The sequence below is a fragment of the Luteibacter sp. W1I16 genome, from assembly GCF_050434905.1.
Lineage (GTDB): Bacteria > Pseudomonadota > Gammaproteobacteria > Xanthomonadales > Rhodanobacteraceae > Luteibacter.
Genome location: NZ_JBNDJJ010000001.1, coordinates 3,531,991 through 3,551,729 on the forward strand (window position 1 = coordinate 3,531,991; position 19,739 = coordinate 3,551,729).

Annotated in this window: 16 protein-coding genes; 10 read left to right on the top strand and 6 right to left on the bottom strand. The window is 66.1% G+C overall.

The annotated features are described in order from the left end of the window. Positions 1 to 2 precede the first annotated feature (2 nt). From QFZ41_RS15580 to QFZ41_RS15590, 3 genes are all read left to right on the top strand, one after another. A complete protein-coding gene (locus tag QFZ41_RS15580; RefSeq protein ID WP_429199576.1) occupies positions 3 to 794 on the top strand; it encodes a hypothetical protein in 792 nt (263 codons plus the stop codon). Continuing rightward, positions 791 to 1,783 carry an MBL fold metallo-hydrolase gene (locus QFZ41_RS15585; protein WP_429199577.1) on the top strand — a complete coding sequence of 331 codons (993 nt, stop codon included), beginning with the start codon at positions 791 to 793 and terminating at the stop codon, positions 1,781 to 1,783. The genes QFZ41_RS15580 and QFZ41_RS15585 overlap by 4 nt, the downstream gene beginning before the upstream one ends. Positions 1,784 to 1,851: 68 nt before the next feature. Continuing rightward, positions 1,852 to 2,799: a GGDEF domain-containing protein gene (locus QFZ41_RS15590; protein WP_429199578.1), complete on the top strand. Its 948-nt coding sequence runs from the start codon at positions 1,852 to 1,854 to the stop codon at positions 2,797 to 2,799. 471 nt (positions 2,800 to 3,270) lie between these two features. Here QFZ41_RS15590 and serA read toward each other — a convergent pair whose 3' ends face one another. Beyond that, the gene (gene serA / locus QFZ41_RS15595) at positions 3,271 to 4,506 is read right to left on the bottom strand and encodes a phosphoglycerate dehydrogenase (RefSeq protein ID WP_429199579.1); all 1,236 of its coding nucleotides are present in this window, start codon (positions 4,504 to 4,506) and stop codon (positions 3,271 to 3,273) included. A gap of 117 nt (positions 4,507 to 4,623) precedes the next feature. On the opposite strand from serA, the gene QFZ41_RS15600 reads away from it, so the two are divergent. Both QFZ41_RS15600 and pip read left to right on the top strand, forming a co-directional pair. Next, the gene (locus tag QFZ41_RS15600) at positions 4,624 to 6,006 is read left to right on the top strand and encodes an FAD-binding oxidoreductase (RefSeq protein WP_429199580.1); all 1,383 of its coding nucleotides are present in this window, start codon (positions 4,624 to 4,626) and stop codon (positions 6,004 to 6,006) included. A 274-nt stretch (positions 6,007 to 6,280) separates the two neighbouring features. Then, positions 6,281 to 7,237, top strand: coding sequence for a prolyl aminopeptidase (gene pip / locus QFZ41_RS15605; RefSeq protein WP_429199581.1), 957 nt, complete (start codon positions 6,281 to 6,283; stop codon positions 7,235 to 7,237). An 8-nt stretch (positions 7,238 to 7,245) separates the two neighbouring features. On the opposite strand, the gene QFZ41_RS15610 is transcribed toward pip, so the two are convergent. The 5 genes from QFZ41_RS15610 to QFZ41_RS15630 form a co-directional block, all read right to left on the bottom strand. Further along, positions 7,246 to 9,117 carry a hypothetical protein gene (locus tag QFZ41_RS15610; RefSeq protein WP_429199582.1) on the bottom strand — a complete coding sequence of 624 codons (1,872 nt, stop codon included), beginning with the start codon at positions 9,115 to 9,117 and terminating at the stop codon, positions 7,246 to 7,248. Between the two features lie 157 nt (positions 9,118 to 9,274). After that, on the bottom strand, positions 9,275 to 12,013 hold the full coding sequence (locus tag QFZ41_RS15615; RefSeq protein WP_429199583.1) for a lamin tail domain-containing protein: 2,739 nt from the start codon (positions 12,011 to 12,013) through the stop codon (positions 9,275 to 9,277). A gap of 142 nt (positions 12,014 to 12,155) precedes the next feature. Continuing rightward, positions 12,156 to 12,794, bottom strand: coding sequence for a uracil phosphoribosyltransferase (gene upp / locus QFZ41_RS15620; protein ID WP_306850348.1), 639 nt, complete (start codon positions 12,792 to 12,794; stop codon positions 12,156 to 12,158). Positions 12,795 to 12,961: 167 nt separating this feature from the next. Continuing rightward, positions 12,962 to 13,276 carry a PsiF family protein gene (locus QFZ41_RS15625; protein ID WP_429199584.1) on the bottom strand — a complete coding sequence of 105 codons (315 nt, stop codon included), beginning with the start codon at positions 13,274 to 13,276 and terminating at the stop codon, positions 12,962 to 12,964. 50 nt (positions 13,277 to 13,326) lie between these two features. After that, a complete protein-coding gene (locus QFZ41_RS15630) occupies positions 13,327 to 14,829 on the bottom strand; it encodes an aminotransferase class III-fold pyridoxal phosphate-dependent enzyme (protein WP_429199585.1) in 1,503 nt (500 codons plus the stop codon). 211 nt (positions 14,830 to 15,040) lie between these two features. Here QFZ41_RS15630 and QFZ41_RS15635 point away from each other — a divergent pair, with 211 nt between their 5' ends. Genes QFZ41_RS15635 through QFZ41_RS15655 form a run of 5 tightly spaced genes read left to right on the top strand, consistent with a single transcriptional unit; the run spans position 15,041 to position 19,699 of the window. Beyond that, a complete protein-coding gene (locus QFZ41_RS15635) occupies positions 15,041 to 15,946 on the top strand; it encodes an ABC transporter ATP-binding protein (RefSeq protein WP_429199586.1) in 906 nt (301 codons plus the stop codon). Further along, a complete protein-coding gene (locus QFZ41_RS15640) occupies positions 15,943 to 16,734 on the top strand; it encodes an ABC transporter permease (protein ID WP_429199587.1) in 792 nt (263 codons plus the stop codon). The genes QFZ41_RS15635 and QFZ41_RS15640 overlap by 4 nt, the downstream gene beginning before the upstream one ends. A gap of 6 nt (positions 16,735 to 16,740) precedes the next feature. Further along, entirely contained in the window at positions 16,741 to 17,967 is a 1,227-nt protein-coding gene (locus QFZ41_RS15645; protein ID WP_429199588.1) for a sensor histidine kinase, read from the top strand. Beyond that, positions 17,967 to 19,100, top strand: coding sequence for a sensor histidine kinase (locus QFZ41_RS15650; RefSeq protein WP_429199589.1), 1,134 nt, complete (start codon positions 17,967 to 17,969; stop codon positions 19,098 to 19,100). Before QFZ41_RS15645 ends, QFZ41_RS15650 begins: the two co-directional genes overlap by 1 nt. Then, positions 19,097 to 19,699: a response regulator transcription factor gene (locus QFZ41_RS15655; protein ID WP_429199590.1), complete on the top strand. Its 603-nt coding sequence runs from the start codon at positions 19,097 to 19,099 to the stop codon at positions 19,697 to 19,699. Before QFZ41_RS15650 ends, QFZ41_RS15655 begins: the two co-directional genes overlap by 4 nt. The last annotated feature ends 40 nt before the right edge of the window (positions 19,700 to 19,739 follow it).

Genomic DNA, 19,739 nt, shown 5'->3' on the forward strand with positions numbered 1-19,739 from the left:
CGGTGCGCCTGTATCGACTCGTGCTGGGCGCGGCGTTCGCGCTGGCGCTTCCGCAGGCTGACGCACGACCGGTGGAGGTGCCGGTCGTGACGGTACGGCCATCCACCGCCGTGGTTCCCGCCAACATGCTGCGGCTATCACTCGAGTTCGCCACGGCGCCCGAGGGCCCCGTGCTTCCACGCGTCGCGCTGTCGCGTGCAGATGGAAGCGAACTGCGGGAACCCTTCCTGGCACAGGAACTGTGGTCACCCGATGGACGCATCCTGACGGTTCTCCTGCATCCCGGGCGCGTGAAGAGCGGCCTGGTTGCGCGGGAAGCGCTGGGACCGATCCTCGTGCCCGGGGACGATGTGGTGCTCACGCTCGACGGCCGTCCACTCAAGCGGTGGCACGTCGGGCCGACGGACCTGCATGGCCCCGTCGAGTCGGCATGGCATGTCTCTTCGGTCCGGCCCGCGACGCGGCAGCCTCTCGTGGTGCGGCTGGACGCTCCGGTCGATGGCAGGGATACGGGCTATATAGCCATTGCCGATGCCGACGATCGTCCGGTGGATGGCCATGCCGAACTGCGCGATGGCGAGTCCACCTGGACCTTCACGCCCGACGCGCCCTGGCGCGCGGGCAGATACAGGTTGATGGTTCGCGGCACCCTCGAAGATCCCGCAGGCAACCGCCTGAACGGCCATTTCGAAACGCCGCTCGATACACCCGATGCGCCGGCCATGGACGCCGCGGTCGCGTTCGACATCAACCCAATCCCCGCCGTTCTCCCTTCCCCAAGGACCTCCCGATGATTCGTTTCCCCCGTTTCGCACGCGCCTGCCTCGCCGGCGCACTGGCCTGTGGCATCGCCGCCTCCTTCGTCCCCGTCTCCGCCTTCGCCGCCGCGCCAATGGTCCACACGCAGGCACCGGGCTATTACCGCCTGATGGTCGGCGACATCGAGGTCACGGCCCTGAACGACGGCACGATCGACTTTCCGATGGAGCAACTGCTGATAGGCATTTCGTCCGAGCAGATCGCGTCGGCCTATCGCAAGGCGTTCCAGACGTTGCCCGCGGAGTCGTCGATGAACCAGTTTCTCGTCAACACCGGCAGCAAACTCGTGCTCGTCGATGCCGGCGCGGGATCGTTCTACGGGCCGACCCTCGGCAACACGGTCGATAATCTCAAGGCGGCAGGCTATTCACCCGATCAGGTCGACGAGGTCGTGATCACTCACATGCACGCCGACCATATCGGCGGCTTGCTGCGCAACGGCGAACGCGCGTTCCCGAACGCGACGATCCGTCTCGACAAGGCCGAATACGATTTCTGGATGAACCCGGCCAATCGTGCGAAGGCGCCCGAAGGCGTAAGAGTCAGCTTCGACGTCGCACAGAAAGTCTTTGCACCGTACATCGCCGCCGGCAAGGTGCAAGTCTTCAAGGGCGCCGCGGAGATCGTGCCGGGTATCCGCGCCATCGCCGCGCCGGGGCACACGCCGGGACACAGTTTCTATGTCGTCGAAAGCAAGGGCGCCACGCTGATGCTGTGGGGCGACGTGGTGCATTCCGCCGCCGTGCAGTTCCGAGATCCCTTCGTGCGGATCGCTTGGGACAGCGACAATCATGAAGCCGAGCGCGCACGCGAGGCGGCGTTCGCCGATGCGGCGAAGAACGGCTACATGATCGGCGCGGCGCATTTGCCATTCCCGTCGTTCGGGCACATCGCGAAAACGGAGGACGGCAAAGGCTATGTCTATGTCCCGCTGAACTACACGCAGAACCGCCCCGGCAAGTAACGCCGCTCAAGCTTCCAGCCCCCCGGCCGCTAAGCTTGCAAAGCCGCAAGGCGGGCACGGGGGGCGCCATGAGCATCGAAGACATCATCCGTGAGGAGGACATCGGGGTTTACAAGACCCTGCTGGAGTCCACGCGCGCCATCCCCTGGAAGATCGACTGGGAAACCCTGCGCTTCGCCTACATAGGTCCGCAGATCGAGGAATTGCTGGGTTGGGCGCCGCAGTCATGGGCCACGGTGCAGGACTGGGCCGACCGCATGCATCCTGAAGATCGCGCCTGGGTCTTCGACTTTTGCGTCGCGCAATCGCAGGCCGGCATCGACCACGAAGCGGATTACCGTGCCTTACGCAAGGATGGCGAATACGTCTGGATTCGCGATGTGGTGCACGTGGTGCGCAATCCGGATGGCAGTCCCAACGCGCTGGTCGGCTTCATGTTCGACATCAGTGAGCGCAAGCGCACCGAGGAGCGCCTGCTCGACATGCAGCGCGAGCTAGAGGAACTGTCCTTCAAGGACGGCCTTACCGGCGTCGCGAATCGACGCCGCTTCGACATGATCCTGGAGAACGAATGGCGGGATGCGATGGCCGGCAGGCAGGCCATCTCGGTCGTCGTGCTCGACATCGACTTCTTCAAGCAATACAACGACCACTACGGGCACCTGGAAGGCGACGAGTGCCTGAAACGCGTGGCGGCGGCACTCACCAGCATTGTACGAAGCCCGCGCGACCTGCTTTGCAGGTTCGGTGGCGAGGAATTCGTATTGTTGTTACCAGGCACCGACGAAGCCACCGCCATGGCGCTGGCCTGGCGCTGCCTCGATCTCGTCGACAAGGCATTGATTCCCCATGTGGGCGTGGGCGCCGGAAAGCGCCTCACACTGAGCGCAGGCGTGCATACCGCCGTTCCCATGGAAGGCAATGAAGTGCTGCCGTTCATCGCGGTAGCCGATCGTCGCTTGTACCTCGCCAAGGAACGTGGGCGTGCCCGCGTTGTCGCCGATGGCGGCCTTTAAAGGGCGGCGTCAGGCTCGGCTTCGCCATCGTGTTTTGCTTTGCGTCGAGGCAAGGGGGAGTCGCCGGGTGCCATTCTCTTCGCTAAGTCCTCGTCCGGCCTTCGCCTCCCTGCGGAATCGCTCTGAGAACGGCACCCGACGACTCCCCTCCGGACGGCGGGGTGGGTCGTTGGGCGAGCGGGGACGAGGAAGCCTGGCCGCACTGCGTTTCAGGTGGGAGCCGACCCTGTCGGCGATGGGTGCTGCCGAGGGCGTATCGCATATGCGACAAGCGTCAAGGCAACAGGCCCCACGCTTTTCACAACGCCCCTCCGTCACGAATCCGGAGGGGAGCCGTCGGGCGTCGCCCTGGGAGCGATTCCGCAGGGAGGCGTAGGCCGGACGAGGACTTAGCGACCAGGGTGACGCCCGGCGGCTCCCCTGCCTCGACGCAAAAGCGCAATACGATGGCGAAGCCGAGGCGCACCGCGCTCAGTAAAGCGCGCGAGCCCGCAGCGTGCCCTCGATCGCCGCCAGTTCGTTACGCAACGCGGCCGCGTGTTCCTCGGTGGTGGTGACGTCGATCACGACGTAGCCGACCTGCGACGAGGTTTGCAGGTACTGGCCATCGATGTTCACCGCGGCGCGCGAGAACACTTCGTTCACGCGTGACAGCACGCCGGGGATATTGCGGTGGATATGCAGCAGGCGGCGGCTTGTCGGGTGGCCCGGCAGCGACACCTCGGGGAAATTCACGGCCGATAGCGTGCTGCCGTTATCGCTGTAGCGAACCAGCTTGGACGCGACCTCGATGCCGATGTTCTCCTGCGCCTCGGCCGTGCTGCCGCCGACGTGCGGGGTGAGGATCACGTTGTCCATGCCGACCAGCGGCGAGACGAACGGGTCGCCGTTGCCCTTGGGTTCCACGGGGAAGACATCGATCGCCGCGCCCGCGAGGTGCTTCGAACGCAGCGCGGCGGCCAGCGCATCGATATCGACCACCGTTCCGCGCGAGGCGTTCACCAGCATGGAGCCGGGGCGCATGCGCGCAATTTCCGCCGCGCCGATGAGGTTTCGCGTCTGCGGCGTTTCCGGCACATGCAGCGTCACCACGTCGGCGCGTTCGAGAAGGTCGTCGAGGCTCGCCGCCGGACGGGCGTTGCCGAGCGAAAGCTTCGCTTCGACGTCGTGGAAGATCACGCGCATGCCAAGCGACTCGGCCAGCACGCCCACCTGGGTACCGATGTGGCCGTAGCCGACGATACCGAGCACCTTGTCACGCACCTCGAAGCTGCCCGCCGCCGACTTCGACCAGCCACCCCGGTGGCATTCGGCATTTTTCTCAGGGATGCGGCGGACCAGCATGATGGTCTCGGCGATGACCAGTTCGGCCACGCTGCGCGTGTTGGAATACGGTGCGTTGAACACCGGCACGCCCAGGCGCTCGGCCTCGGCCGTGTCGACCTGGTTGGTGCCGATGCAGAAGCAGCCCACCGCGATCAGGCGGCGGGCTTCCGCCAGCACGTCGGCGGTGAGGTGGGTGCGCGAGCGGATGCCCACGATATGCGCGTCGGCGATGCGCTCGCGAAGGTCGTCCTCGGGCAGTGATTTCTCGTGGAACTCGATCTGCGAATACCCGGCCTGTCGGAAGGTATCCAGGGCGCTCCGGCTGACGCCTTCGAGCAGCAAAACCTTGATGTCTTCTTTCGGGTACGACGTGCGCTTCATGATTCGGGGCGGTCCTTGGACGAAGGCTCCACTATGCCAGATACCCGCTGGGAGGCGGGCGATGGACGGTCGCCGCCTTGGCTGGCACGCTGGGGCCCCCGCCGAGCGAACCGTCCCATGACCGACCCGCGCCTTTCCGAGCTTGCCCGCCTCCTGCCCGAGCTGAAGATGTCGACCGATCCAGGTGACCTGGAGCACCACGGCCGCGACTGGACCCGGCGCTGGACGCCGGCGCCTCTCGCGATCGCATGGCCCTCGTCCATCGACGAGGTGCAAGGCATTGTGCACTGGGCGAACGGGCAGGGCGTCGCCATCGTGCCGTCGGGTGGCCGTACCGGCCTGTCGGGCGGTGCCGTGGCGGCGAAGGGGGAGCTGGTGCTCAGTCTCGACCGGATGAACCGCGTGCTCGGTTTCGATCCGATCGACCGCACGCTGACGGTGCAGCCGGGCATCGCACTGGAAGCGGTACACAACGCCGCTCGCGAACGGGGGTTGTTGTATCCGGTCGACTTCGCCGCCCGCGGGTCTTGCCAGATTGGCGGCAACATCGCCACCAATGCCGGCGGCATCCGCGTGATCCGTTATGGCAATACCCGCCAGTGGATCGCCGGGCTCAAGGTGGTGACGGGCACGGGCGAGGTGCTCGACCTCAATCGCGGCCTGATCAAGAACGCTTCCGGCTACGACCTTCGCCATCTCGTCATCGGTTCGGAAGGCACGCTCGGCATCGTGGTCGAGGCCACGCTATCGCTGACCTCGCCACCACCGCCTTCGCAGGTGATGCTGCTGGCGGTGCCCGCGATGGATGCGCTGATGAAGGTCTTCGCGGAAGCGCGGCACCGCCTTCGTCTGGAAGCCTTCGAGTTTTTCACAGACAGGGCGTTGCACCACGTGCTGGCGCACGGCGCGCAACGGCCGTTCGACGGGACGTACCCCTTCTACGTCGTCGCCGAATTCGACGCGGCCGACGAGCGTGCCGAAGCGGATGCGCTGGGGTTCTTCGAGTTCTGCCTGGGCGAGGGGTGGGTAGTCGATGGTGCGATCAGTTCGAGCGAAGGGCAGGCCGCCGCGTTGTGGCGCCTGCGCGAAGGCATCACGGAAAGCCTCGCGCCACACAAGCCGTACAAGAACGACGTGTCGGTGCGAATCTCCGCCGTGCCGGCGTTCATGGCGGAAATGCAGGACCTGCTATCTGCCGAGTACCCGCATTTCGACGTCGTCTGGTTCGGTCACATCGGTGACGGAAACCTGCATATCAACGTGCTGAAGCCGGCCGACCTCGATAACGCCGCGTTCGTCGGGCAGTGCGAGCACGTGACCTCGATGCTGGTGGACACGCTGGCGCGCCACGGCGGCTCGATCTCCGCCGAGCACGGCATCGGACTGGTGAAGAAGCCCTGGCTGGGCAGCGTCCGCAGCGAGGCCGAGATCGCCCTGATGCGCGGGATCAAGGCGGTATGGGACCCCAACGCCATCATGAACCCCGGAAAGCTCCTGTAGAGCCGCATCCTCCGCTCCGGCGAGAGTGCCTCGAAGCCGATGCCGATGCCGATGCGCTGCTGCGCCCCGACCCTGTCGGCGATTCCGCAGTGCTCGGGTGGGAAGCCGCTTCAGCGGCGATGGGTGCTTGCCTCGACCTGGCCCGCTGCCGCGGGATCGCCGACAAGGTCGGCTCCCACCAAGGCTGCCCACCACAGGTTCCGCCACGTGTGGCATCCCGCGCCCCGCCCGGTTAGCCTTTCCCTCTTCCCCAAACTCCGCAGGACCCCGCCCCATGGCCCAGGATTCCCCCGCCCTTTACCCGGCGATCGAGCCGTACAACAGCGGCATGCTCGAGGTGTCGCCGCTGCATACCCTCTACTACGAGGAAAGCGGCAACCCCAAGGGCAAGCCGGTGGTCTTCCTGCATGGCGGGCCGGGCGGTGGCACGAATCCGCGCTGCCGGCGCTTCTTCGATCCGGCGAAATACCGCATCGTGCTGTTCGACCAGCGCGGATGTGGCAAGTCCACGCCGCATGCCGAACTGACCGACAACACCACCTGGGACCTCGTCGCGGACATCGAACGCGTGCGGGAACACCTGGGCATCGATCGGTGGCAGGTGTTCGGCGGGTCGTGGGGCTCCACGCTTGCCCTGGCCTACGCCGAAACGCATCCCGACCGTGTGACCGAACTGGTGTTGCGCGGCATCTTCATGCTTCGCCGCTCGGAGCTGGAATGGTTCTACCAGGATGGTTGCAGCCAGCTCTATCCCGACGCCTGGGAGACCTACCTCGCCGCGATTCCGCAGGCGGAACATGGCGACCTCATCAGCGCCTATCACCGCCGCCTGACCAGTGCCGACCCGGCGGTGCGTGTCGCCGCGGCGCGCGCGTGGTCGGTGTGGGAAGGGGCTACGAGTTATCTCTACCAGGACCCGGGCCATATCGCGTCCAGTGGTGAGGACGAGTTCGCGCTCGCCTTCGCGCGCATCGAATGCCATTACTTCGTCAACGCCGGCTTCTTCGAGGTCGACGGGCAGTTGCTTCGCGACGTGCACAAGATCCGGCACATCCCGACGGTGATCGTGCAGGGGCGTTACGACGTGGTGTGTCCCGCACGCAGCGCGTGGGACTTGCATCGCGCCTTCCCGGAAGCGGACCTGCGGATCGTGCAGGACGCCGGGCACTCGGCGTTCGAGCCCGGCATCGCCCGGGAACTGGTCGCCGCGACCGATCGTTTCGCCGCCTGACGACGGTCTTATCGCGACGTTTCGCCGGGCATGTCCCGGCGAAACAGTCCCAGCAGGCGTCGGCCCATGCCGGAGGACCGCGACCGGGTTCCAGCATGGCCGCCTTCGGTTGGCAGGATTCCGAGGGCCTTGTAAGGCGAATGGTCGATGTGACCAAGACGAATCTTCGTCGCCCGGTATCGCAGGACATGTCCCGCGTTGCGCCGGATGAGGTCAGCCGGAATATCCACGAAGAACCACGTGTCCATCTCGTCGTCGACCGCGACCTCGATCGTGGCGGATGCCGCGGACGCGTTTCCGAGCAGCGTGACGATCAACAGGTCGCCCGGGGCGAATCGCAACACGGCATTCTGCACGCCGAGCCAGGGCGGCTGGTCGACGGGGCATTCGATCAGGTCGACGTTGTCTTCCCTGCGTTTCATCGAGCACGCATAGGGATAGAAATTGCGCGGGACATAGCCACCGATGGCGATCTCCCTCGACGGTGAATGGCGAGGCGCCTCGATGTTTCGCTCGATGGAATAGTAAAGCCAGCCACGCTTGTCCTGTGCGTAGTCCAGGAACCATGGCGGTATGCGGCGCACCAGGTCGAGCCCTTCGAGATTGGCGTCGATGAGGATGCTTTCTGTCCATTCGACCACGCCTTCCGGGATGCGAAGGGCGAAGGTGACGAGGTCGCCTTCCATGATATCGGCGCTGGCGGGAATGCGTGCGAACGGACCGCGGGGAAACCTTGCCGGATCGAGCTGCCCGGACGGCACGCCGTCGATCGTCGGCATGGCCAGCAGGGGATCAGGGCGAGGCAGTGGGTCGGTGACGGCCTTGCGTCGAATCGTGATCCGTCGCCTCGGCGAACTGCCGACAACGGTCTCGAAACCATCATCCCCCTCCTTTATCGCCTGGCAATAGAGATAGCAGTCGCTGTCGCCGTGGCGTTCCAGGATCTCGCGGGAAATCGTTCCATCGACAGCAGGGCCATCGCCCGCCGGATAGGCCTCCGTCCTGAAGTCGGCCAGATGGAACCTGATGACCGCTCCTTCGGTCTGTGCCTGGTTGATCACGGAGACGGCGAGACCTTGGCCGGGTTCGAGCTGATCGAGTATCACTTCGTCGCCGCTCAGCTCGTCGGTGCGTACCGGTGTCAGCAGTTCGGTATCCCGGGTGACCCTCACTTCGTAGTCGGCGAACGGATACTGGATATATCCGCTCGTGCGGACGATCGCGGCGCGGAGCAGCATGCCCTCGCCATAGTTGGCCGCGATCAGTTCATGGGTGAACCGGGCCCGCACGGGCAATCCCACATTGGCGGCCGTGACAGGAAGGCTCCAGAGAGTGGAAGCCGCCTCGATCATCGAGGAGCCGAGCTGGCTGACGACGCCCCTCACCGAAATGACGACCTCATCGCCCTCGACCAGCGACATGGCGATATCTTCCGGCAGGCGTGCCTCGAACCATGGAGCATGGTGGGCGACGACATCGGTCGGAATGCCGTCATGGTCGTAGACCTGCAAGAGCGAGAAGGCAGGATGGTCTTGCACCGTGAATGTGGCGGAGTACGACATCTCGTCGACATCGGAGCCGGCGCGGCGGAGGACGTAGTGTGCGGTGATGTCGTAGGCATTGGCCGCGACGAGCACGAGGAACGGAACGCGAAAGACGCAGGCTTCGCCAGCCGCCAACAGTGTTCGCCGGCTCGTCCAGTGGCTGTCGTTCGATGGGCCGCCCGTCCAGCTCAGCGTGAGTTCGTCGCCTGGCGCGCTGTCCGCGGGGAGAGGAATCCTCACCGTCGGGCCCAGCGGCATCATGTCCGGCCGCAGATAGCCGCCGTCCGCTTCATCCACCGTGGGTGCAGCCAGGGTTTCGTCCGTGTAGTTGACCATTGTCGCTTTCCATGCGTGGCGAGGCCCGTCTCCAGACGGGTGGGAGTGCTATCGTGCGCCCCCGCCATGACGGCTTCCATATGGCTTTCGCTGTAGGTGCGCGATGCGCGGCACCGGCAAACGGGACGCCCGGCGAACCGGGCGTCCCGCCGTGTCGTCAGAACAGGCTCAGCGGCAGTGCGATCAGGTCGACCACGAAACCGTCGTGGTCCGACGAACCGATGGCCTTGTGCACGTCGGTGGCCGACGCCGAATCGTCCAGCGTCTGGACCGGCGCATCGAGGTTGCCGCGGCCGTACTTCATCTGCAGGAACAGGCCCTGCGCGACCGTGTTGAGCAGCGCGTGGTCGAGCACCTGGTGGGTGGGTACCTGGCGCGGGCTCTGGCCCTGGATGTTGCCGAAGTTCTCGGTGAACAGGAACGAATAGCGGTCATCCGGCGGCACCGAGTTCACGGCGTTCCAGAGCGCGGGCTTCACCAGGTTCGTGCCGAGCTTAAGCAGGTTCTGGCTGTCGTCGTAACGGCCGGAGATCAGGCCGACCACGTCGGTGAAGCCATCGCTGAACTGATAGGCGTTGAAGTCGCCCACCACCAGCAGGGGAGCGAGACGGTTCTTGCGATCGGTCTGGATCGCCTGCACCTGGGTCGCCAGCGACTTCGCTTGCAGGAAGCGCTTCTGGCGGTCGCGATCGGCCGTGGTGCCGGTCTTGTCCACGTTCTGGCGTGCCTTCGGATGGACCGCGATCACGTTGATGCGCATCCGCCCGACGATCGAGGGCACTTCCGCGGTCAGCAACAGCGGCGGGTGGTCGTGGATGAAGGCCGTCTGGCCCTGGTCCTGCCAGGTCTCGTCGGCGCCGAGTTGGCGGACGTCGAGCACGCGCACGCGGTCCGTGCGGACGAGGAAGCCCACGTTGATGCCGCTGGGGTCGTGACCCGGCTGCAGGATCGCCTCGTACTGGGCCGGGTAATCGTCGCCCAGTTGTTTTGCGAGACCCTGCAACACCTGCAGGCTCTTCACTTCCTCCACCGAGAGGATGTCCGGCAGCTTCAGCACACCGCCGATATAGGCCGACAGGCGCTGGGTCTTCAGCTTCACCTCGTCCGCCGTCGGCTCGGTGTCGCCGCCGCTGCAGGTAAAGGTCGTGTTGAAGTTCGTATCGCAGAAGCGCTCGGTGTTCAGCCCGCCGACACGCACCGCGTAGAACGGACGCGAGTCGACCGCACGCGGCAAGGTTGCCGCCTTCTTGATGTCGACCTTCGTCGGGATGAAGGTGTACATGCCGAAGGCGTACGACATCACGCCTTCCGCGCGGAAAGTGGTACCCGCATTGAACGGCGTGTCGGGTGCGACGGCACCGAAGTCGGCCGTGTTCATCTTGAACACCTGCGGATTGCCCGACCAGTTCGGCAGGTTCACGCCGTCCGGCACGGGCACCGTGTAGCGCACGCCCGGCTCACGCAGGGAGCGTTTGCCATTGGCGGTCACGTACACCTCGGCGAACGGCTCATTGCTGAAACGCAGGTTGCCCGTGGTGATCATGCCGTTGTCGATCGTGACGCGCATGCCGACATAGCACTGGAAGTTCGTCTCGCCGCAGGACAGGGCATTCGGGTCCGACGAGGGCACGTTGTTGCCGAACGTCACGGCCTTCGGAAGGCGGGCGCCATGCATCGTGGTGGTGATGTCGGCGTTCTTCAGTTCGGGCAGGTTGAAGTAGTTGTCGACCGTCGCTTCGACGTCGACCACGTCGCCGGTCTTCACGCCAGGAGCTTTGCTGGTGAAGACGTAGATGCCGTTGGAGGTCAGGCGGTCGTCGTCGGCGCGGTTGTCCGGCGTCTGCATCGTGAAGCCGGCGGGGCCTACGGCGGTGACGATATTGCCGTGCGTCGCCACGCGCTTGCCGACCAGCGGCGACACCTGGCCGCGGCCGGTGACCTGCCAGATCTCGGCGGCGATGGGGATCTCGTTGAGGATGGCGCCGATGGCGGAGGCCTTGGCGATCGTCACGTCGCCGCCCGAGACATCGGACAGGTTCACGCGGAACGCCTTGTCCGGACCGGCGGCCTTGGCGCCGTGCACCGTGATCTCCACCGTGCCGCTGGTGGTGCCGGCCGGGATGGTCAGCGTGGTGTCGACGGCGTCGTAATCGCCCGCGGCGACGGTGGCGGTGTCGTCGGCGGTCGCGGCGTGGACGGTGACGTCGGTCGGAGCCGGCTCGCTCAGCGATACCGTGAACGGCATCCGCTGGTCGTCGCCATTGCGCACGCTGATCGTCGCATCGGCGATCGACAGGCTGCGGCCCAGCACCGCGCACGGCGACGTGCTGGCGCGGGGTGCGGTCGGGGCGACCTTCACCCAATCGGCCGAGTTGTCGCCGGTGGATTGCGGCAGGCCGTTGCCGGTGGTCTTGCGGCCGTAGCCCTGGTCGGTGTTCGAGCTGCCGAGGCTGGCCAGCGGTGTACCGAGCTTATAAGCCGAGCCGGCGCTGAGGCCGACCTGGTCGATCGTCGCACCCGATCCGTCGAGCAGGGCGATGCCGCCGTCGTCGGTGACGCCGGTCGAATACTTGATGTCGGGCACGACGCTGCCGGAATAGCCCGAACTGGCGCCATTGGCCAGCAGCAGGAAACAGCCTGGCGCCACGGTGGTGCCGGCCGGAAGGGTCAGGCGCGTGCCGGTGGTGCCGCTCGCGTTCGAGGCGTTGAGCTTGTAGCCCGAGACGTCCAGCGGCGCGGCGCCGGTGTTCTGCAGCTCCACGAATTCGTCGTTGCCGCCGGCTGGGCCGCGGACGCGGAACTGGGTGATGGATAGATCGGCCGCCTGCAACGGAAGTACGGCGGTGAGTCCTGCCAGCGCTGCCCAGATGGCGCGCCGTGACGTGGTCGAACGCATTCGATGTCCCCTCGAGTCGTTGATGATTGCGACCCGAAGCACCGCGCCATCCCCTGACGTGGCGTTCCCCTGCCGGCCCGCTCGCGGAGTGTGCCCCAGTTTTATGACAGCGGGATGTGACGAAAACGGCGACTCCGCGGGCTCAGGAGGGTTTTTGCTTGGTCCCGAAGATCTTGTCGCCGGCGTCGCCGAGACCGGGAAGGATGTAGCCCAGCTCGTTCAGGCGGTCGTCGATCGAGGCGACGTAGATCTCGATGTCGGGGTGGGCGGCCTCGATGCGTTTCAGCCCTTCCGGCGCGGCGACCAGGAACAGGCCCTTGATCTTCCGCGCGCCGGCGGCCTTGAGCATGTCGACGGTGGCGACCAGGGTGCCCGCGGTGGCCAGCATGGGATCGACGATGATGGCGGTGCGCTCGTCCATGCCGCCGCTCAGCTTCTCGTAGTAGGCGACGGGCTCTAGGGTCTCCTCGTCGCGCTGCAGGCCGACGACGCTGACCTTGGCGGCCGGGATCATTTCCAGGACGCCTGTGAGCATACCGAGGCCGGCACGCAGGATCGGCACGATGGTGACCTTCTTGCCCTTGATATGGGTGACCTCGACCGGACCCGCCCAGCCCTCGATGGTCTTGCACTCCGTTTCCATGTCCGCCGTTGCCTCGTAGGTCAGCAGGGCCGCGACCTCTGAAGCGAGCTCGCGGAACTCCTTCGTGCTGATGCCGGCGCGGCGCATGAGGCCGAGCTTGTGCTGGATGAGGGGATGGCGGACTTCGACGATTTTCATGAGGGTACGGATTCGGCGGCAGCGATGCTGGAATTGTCGCATGGCGAGCACCGGCCGCCCTCGAAGCATCGCCGACAGGGTCGGCTCCCACCAGGTCACCTCGTGCTCTGGTGGGAGCCGACCCTGTCGGCGATCCCGCGGCAGCGGGCCCGTCCCCCTCGACCTGCTCAGCCCTTGAGGCAGGTGCTCATGAACGCCTTGCGCTCATCGCCTTTCAGGCTCTTGGCGGAAGCATCCTTGTTACAGGACTTCATCTTGTCCTGCTGTGTGGCCTTCGCCGGAGCCTCGCCTTTCAGGCAGCTGCTCATGAACGTTTTCCGCTCGTCGCCCTTCTTGCCGGCGGCTTGCGAATTGCACGTACTCATGCGCTGCTGTTGCGGCGTGAGGTCTTTCTTGGCGGGTACTTGCTGCGGCGCGGCTAGCGCGCCGGCAGCGAAAGCGAGGAGGGAGGCAACGGCAACGACACGAAGCTGCGTACGCATGGCGAACCCCTACGTGACGCCGGCAATCCGGCCGGTGGAGCTTACGCCGGTCAGGCCGCCTTCGTCGACGACGCCGAACGGCGCGGGCCTTCCTTCAAGGCGTGGCGGATTTCCTCCACGATGAGGTCGACCTCGGCACTCGTCACGCGGAAGTGCGGGGTGAAGCGCAGCGAGTTCGCGCCGCCGTGGATCACGCCGATGCCACGCTCGCGCATGTATTCCTCGGTGGAACCCTCGCCATAGCACTTGAACTCCGACGCCAGTTCGCAGGAGAACAGAAGCCCCGTGCCTTGCACCTTGGTGATCAGGCCACCCAGTTCGCCCTTCAGCGCTTCGACCTTGCGGACGAATTCCTGGCCGCGTTCGCGGATATTGCGGCGCACTTCGTCGGTGAGTTCCTGCAAGGTGGCCACGGCGACGTCGAGGGCGCGCGGGTTCGCGGTCATCGTGTTGCCGTAGATGCCCTTGCGGTACAGGCCCGCCACGCGGTCGGTCACGGCAAGTACGGACAATGGATATTGACCGGCATTGAGTGCCTTGGAGAAGGTCTCCATGTCCGGCGCTTCCAGCGACTCGAAACCCGGGTAATCCACGATCGACAGGACACCGTGTGCACGCAAACCCGCCTGGATCGAGTCGACCAGCAGCAAGGTGCCGTGTTCGCGCGTGAGTTCACGCGCGGCGGCATAGAACTCCGGCGTGAGCGCGCGGCCTGGATCGCCTTCGCCCATCACGGGCTCGAGGAACATGGCCTCGATGAACCAGCCCTGGCGGTCCGCTTCGGCGAATGCCGCTTTCAGTTGAGCCACGTTGTAGGGCTCGACCGTGATCAGGCTGTCCTCGTTGCGGAAGCTCGCCAGGTGTTGCTGATAGTTGCGGCGCGAGGAATCCGAATAGAGCGCGGGGCGTTCGGTGCGGCCGTGGAAGGCGCCCTTCACGGCCAGCCGCTTGATCGTGCGGGACGCATGGCGCGCGCCCGGGTCCGTCATCATCCGCGCGTTGACGTCGGCGATGCGCGCCGCCAGCGTGACCGATTCCGATCCGGAGTTGAGATACAGGAAGTGGGAATAGGGACTGCCGCCGCGCGTGCGGCCCAGTTCCTTGAGCAAGGCGTTGGACAGGCGCAATTGCGACACGTTGGCCGTCATCACGTTGGCCATCACCTGCGGCCGCGACATCGCCTCGATGATGTGCTCCGGGTTATGGCCGAAGCCGAGCATGCCGTAGCCACCGTTGTCGTGCAGCACCGCACCCTTCAGCGTGACGATCCACGGTCCACGCGCGGCGGCGGGCACGTAGGGATTCACGCCGTCGTCGGGATAGAAGTTGACCAGGGACGACTGCACGCGCTGGATCTGCTCGGCCTCGTCGAGACGAAGCAGGTCGCTGAAGTCGGCACGCAACGCCTGGTGGTAGGCGGCGGCGTCTTCGATGGCGCGAACCAGGGAAGGATCGGTCGCGGCGAAACGCTCGATCGTTTCATCCGGCAAACCACGCGTGCGCGGCGTGCCGCCGAAGTCGCGCATCGCGCGCAGATGATCGATGACGCCCATAACCCACTCCTCGACTGGTGACGCGGCCCGCTTTCGATTCAATCCCTATGGGGTCGCTAAGTATCTATATGTAAAGGGATTATTCGTTCAGCATACCATGCGGGTTTTACCCGCGTAACCCCCGGGTGACGCTTGTCACATCCGCACAATGACGCAAGCGACTGCCGCCAAGGACTTGCGCTGGAATATGTTGCGACGCAAGGGAGGGCCCATGAACACTCGTATTGCACGCCTGGAACACGTCGGCAAGCGCTATGGCGCCGTCGTCGCGCTCGACGGCATCGACCTCGACGTCCATCGCGGTGAATTGCTGGCGCTGCTCGGCCCCAACGGGGCGGGAAAGAGCACGTGCATCGGCCTGTTGCTGGGCCTGCATCGCGCCGACAGCGGCAACGTGACGCTTTTCGGCGAGGATCCACAGGACATCGGGCCCCGCCGGCGCATCGGTGTAATGTTGCAGGCGGCGAACCTGCCGGCCACGTTGAAGGTGGGCGAACTGCTTCGCCTGACGGCGAGCTATTACCCGGACCCGCGTCCGCTGGCCGAATGCGCCGCCCTCGCCGGCGTTGCTGACCTGCTCGGCCGCCGCTACGGCGCGCTCTCGGGAGGGCAGCAGCGGCGCGTCCAGTTCGCCATGGCGATGGCCGGACGGCCGGAGATCCTCTTTCTCGACGAACCGACGGTCGGCATGGACATCGCGGCGCGGCAGTCGCTGTGGGCGGCTATCCGCCAACTCGTGGCCGGCGGTTGCGCGGTGGTGCTGACGACGCATTACCTGGAGGAAGCCGAGGCCCTCGCGGACCGCGTCTGCGTGATAGCGAAGGGAAAGGTCGTCTCCGAGGGCACCGTCGACGCGCTCCGCGCGCGCGTGGCCTCGCGGCGGATTCGCTGCCTGAGTTCGATCGACCCAGGCATCGTTGCCGGGTGGCCGGACGTCGACTCGGTGGAGGCACGGCAGGACCGGCTGGCGATCACGACCACGCAGGCCGAAGCGGTCGTACGGCGTCTGCTGCAAGCCGACCCCGCATTGTCCGAACTCGAAGTGCAGCGTGCCGGGCTCGCCGAGGCCTTCACCGAAATCGCCCGCGACGCGGATGCAGCACGGGAGGCCGCATGAATACCATCGACACAGCCATCGGTCACACCACCGTGGCCACCATGACGCCGCGGCGCCTCGCCGACGCATACGTGCAGGAGGCGAAAGCCGAGTGCCTGCGCTACCTGCGCAACCCGGGCTTCCTTCTGCCGACCTTGCTCTTCCCGTCGGTGTTCTACGTGATGTTCGGCATCTTCCTCAGCCACGCCAACAGCGCGGACGCATCGCGTTATCTTCTGGCGTCGTACGGCACCTTCGGCGTCATGGCACCGGGCCTGTTCGGCTTCGGCGTGTCGCTGGCGCTGGAACGCGACAGCGGCCTGCTGACGCTGAAGCGAGCCCTGCCGATGCCACCAGGCGCCTACCTGCTGGGCAAGATGTGCATGGCCTTGCTCGTGGCCGCGATCGTCGCGGCGCTCCTCTTGTGCCTGGCGATCTTCGTGGCAGGTGCCGCGTTGCCGCCTTCCCGCGCCGCGATGTTCTTCGGCGTGGAGGTGCTGGGTTCGTTGCCGTTCTCCGCGATGGGCCTCCTGCTGGGCACGCTGGTAAAAGGGCAGGGCGCGCCCGGCGTGGTCAACCTCGTCTACCTGCCGATGGCTTTCCTCTCGGGCCTGTGGTTTCCGTTGTCGGTGATGCCACCCTTCCTTCAATCGATCGCGCCGTTGTGGCCCGCCTACCACCTCGACCGGCTGGCGCTTTCGGCGGTGGGCCTGGGCGAGGGCGGAAACGCCGTGCATGTGGCCGTCCTGGCCGCCTTCACGATCGCCTTCGCGGGCATCGCGGCACGCCGTTTGCGCCGTCACGGTTGAAGTAGCATGAGCGCACGCCTTTCCCCGGACACTTCCATGGTCCCCTCGTGGTTCCAGTCAACGCCTGATTCGCTCTGGAACCGCTACCGCGACAAGCCGAGGTTGCGGATCGGTAGCCTGTTCCATCTCGTCTGGACCGTGTACGTCTTCGGCGACCTGGTCTTCGCTGACAAGCTCGGCCCGCACTGGGTCGCGGCGACCGCCATCACGTTTCCCCTGTTCCTGCTCCTTTACGGCCTGAGCTACGTGCGGCCCGTACGCGAGGCGAGGCTGTACGCGATCGCCGTCGCCCTGCTGGGCTATGCCACGCTGAAGTTCAACGCCAGCGGCGGTGCCTGCTATGTGATCTACGCCTGCGCGATGATGGGTTTCGACGGGGCGCCCAGGCGTTGTTTCATCGGCATCGCGGCCGTCATCGCCGGGTTCATGGCCACGGCGTGGTTCCTGCTGGCGTGGCCCGTCGCGGTCATGGCCACCTTGTCCTTCATCGCGTTGTCCGTCGGCTCGGTCAACGTCATCTACCGCTTCAACGCGCAACGCGACGCCGAGCTGAAACTGTCGCACGACGAGGTCCGTCGGCTGGCCGCGGCGGCGGAACGCGAACGCATCGGCCGCGACCTGCACGACCTGCTCGGCCACACGTTGTCGTTGATCACGCTGAAACTGGAACTGTCGCGCCGCCTGCTAGATCGCGACGTGGCCGCCGCGCGACGCGAGATGGAGGAAGCCGAGCAGGTGGCGCGCGATGCGCTGGCGGAAGTGCGTTCCGCCGTGACCGGCATTCGTGCCTCGGGCGTGGTCGCCGAGCTGGCGGCGGCGCGGCTGCTGCTCAACACCGCCATGATCGATTTCATCTACACCAGCGAGATGCCCGTGCTTCCCGCGCGTGTGGATGCTGAACTCGCCCTCGTCCTGCGCGAGGCCGTGACCAACATCCACCGCCATGCCGGTGCGTCGTGCGCGGAAGTGACGGTGGCCATGGACACGCGCGCCTGCATGATGACCGTCAAGGACAACGGGCGGGGCGTGGACGGTGGCGAAGGCAACGGCATCTGCGGCATGCGCGAGCGTGTGCGTGCGCTCGGCGGCACGCTCACCTTCGAATCGAGCCGGCAGAAAGGCACGCTCCTGCGCATCGAGGTGCCGTTGACGCCGACCGATCGCCTCTTGTCCCGGGCGGTAGCCGAGGCGGCGGCGTTGCCCCCGGCGGAGACGGGCAGGATGGCCTCGTGATGCGTATTCCGCCGCCGCGTCCGGATTCCCTGCTCGGCGGCCTGCGTTCGCCGGTGTACCTGCGTTGGCAGGCGGGCTTGCAGGTGTTCTGGCTCATCGCCCTGATCCAGGCGCCGCTCGCCGTGAAGGGGTTCGACTGGACCTGGTTTGGCCCGACCGTCGCCTCGATTCCCGTCTACCTCGTCTGCTACGTGGCGGTGTTCGTGGCGCCTTTGTCGCGCCTGGCGTTCCATGCGGGCATCATCGCCGTGCTCGGCTTCGTCTTGTGGGCGGTGAATCCGGTATCGCTGGGTTATGTGGTGATCGGAGTAACCCTGCTCGCTTATTCCGGACGGGCCAAGGTCTGGCTGCTTGGCGTGGCGGTGGCCACACTGCTCACGCTCGCATGGGTATACCTTTTCCATGTGCCGATGGTGCACGTGCTGGTCGTGTTCGCTGGCGGCCTCGCGGCAGGTTTCGGCAACTACCTTTACGTGCGCGGTGCGCGACGCGATGCCGAACTGCGGCTTTCGCAAGCGGAAGTTCGCCGGCTGGCGACACTGGCCGAGCGCGAGCGCATCGGTCGCGACCTGCACGACCTCCTCGGCCATACGCTGTCGCTCATCACGTTGAAGTCCGAGCTGGCGAAACGCCTGGCCCTGGCCGATCCCGCACGGGCGCAGCAGGAGATGGAGGAAGTGGAGCGGGTAGCCCGCCACACCCTCGCCGAGGTGCGAAGCGCGGTGACGGGCCTGCGCGCCGGCGACCTCGCCAGCGAACTCGTATCGGCGCGGCTCATGCTCGAAGCCTCCGGCATCGCCCTGAGTGTCGAGTTGCCGGATGGACTCGACTTGCCCGCGCCGACCGAAGCGTCGCTGGCGCTCGTGTTGCGCGAGGCCATCACCAATATCCATCGCCATTCGCGTGCCACCGAGGCACGCGTGATCATCACCCGGAACGGACAGGAATTTTCGATGCGCATCGTGGACAACGGCTGCGGCGGCCTCGCCGCGCATGGCAACGGCGTATCCGGCATGCGCGAGCGTGTGCGCCAGATAGGCGGGCGCCTCGCCATCGACTCGCCGGCGAAACAGGGCACGGCGCTGGAAATCGGCATCCCGGCGCATGCCCGGCAAGTGGGAGGTTTCGCATGATCCGCGTGCTGCTTGCCGAGGACCAGGCCATGGTTCGTGGCGCGTTGACCGCCCTGCTCAGCCTGGAGTCGGATATCGAGGTGCTCGGTTCCGCCGCCGATGGCGAATCCGCCTGGCGCGAACTCCAACGGCTCAAGCCCGACGTGCTGGTGACGGACATCGAGATGCCCGGCCTGACGGGACTGGAGATCGCCCAGCGCGTGCGCCGGCACGAACTGCCGGTGAAGGTCATCATCGTGACCACGTTCGCGCGGCCAGGCTTCCTGCGGCGTGCACTGGATGCGGGGGTGGGCGGTTACCTGCTGAAGGACGCGCCCGCCGAGAACCTGGCCGAGGCGCTGCGTGCCGTGCACCGCGGCGGCCGCGCGATCGACCCGCAGCTGGCGCTCGAGGCATGGTCGGACGCCGATCCGCTCAACGACCGCGAGAGGCAGGTGCTGCGTCTGGCCGGCGAGGGCCAATCCGCCAGCGAGATCGGCGTCCAGTTGAACCTCTCGCACGGCACGATCCGCAACTACCTGTCCGAGGCGATCGGCAAGCTCGGCGCGGCCAACCGGATAGAGGCGTATCGCCTGGCCCGGCAAAAAGGCTGGCTCTAGGGGCACGGGCGGCGGCGCGATGGGGGATAATCTCCCATCC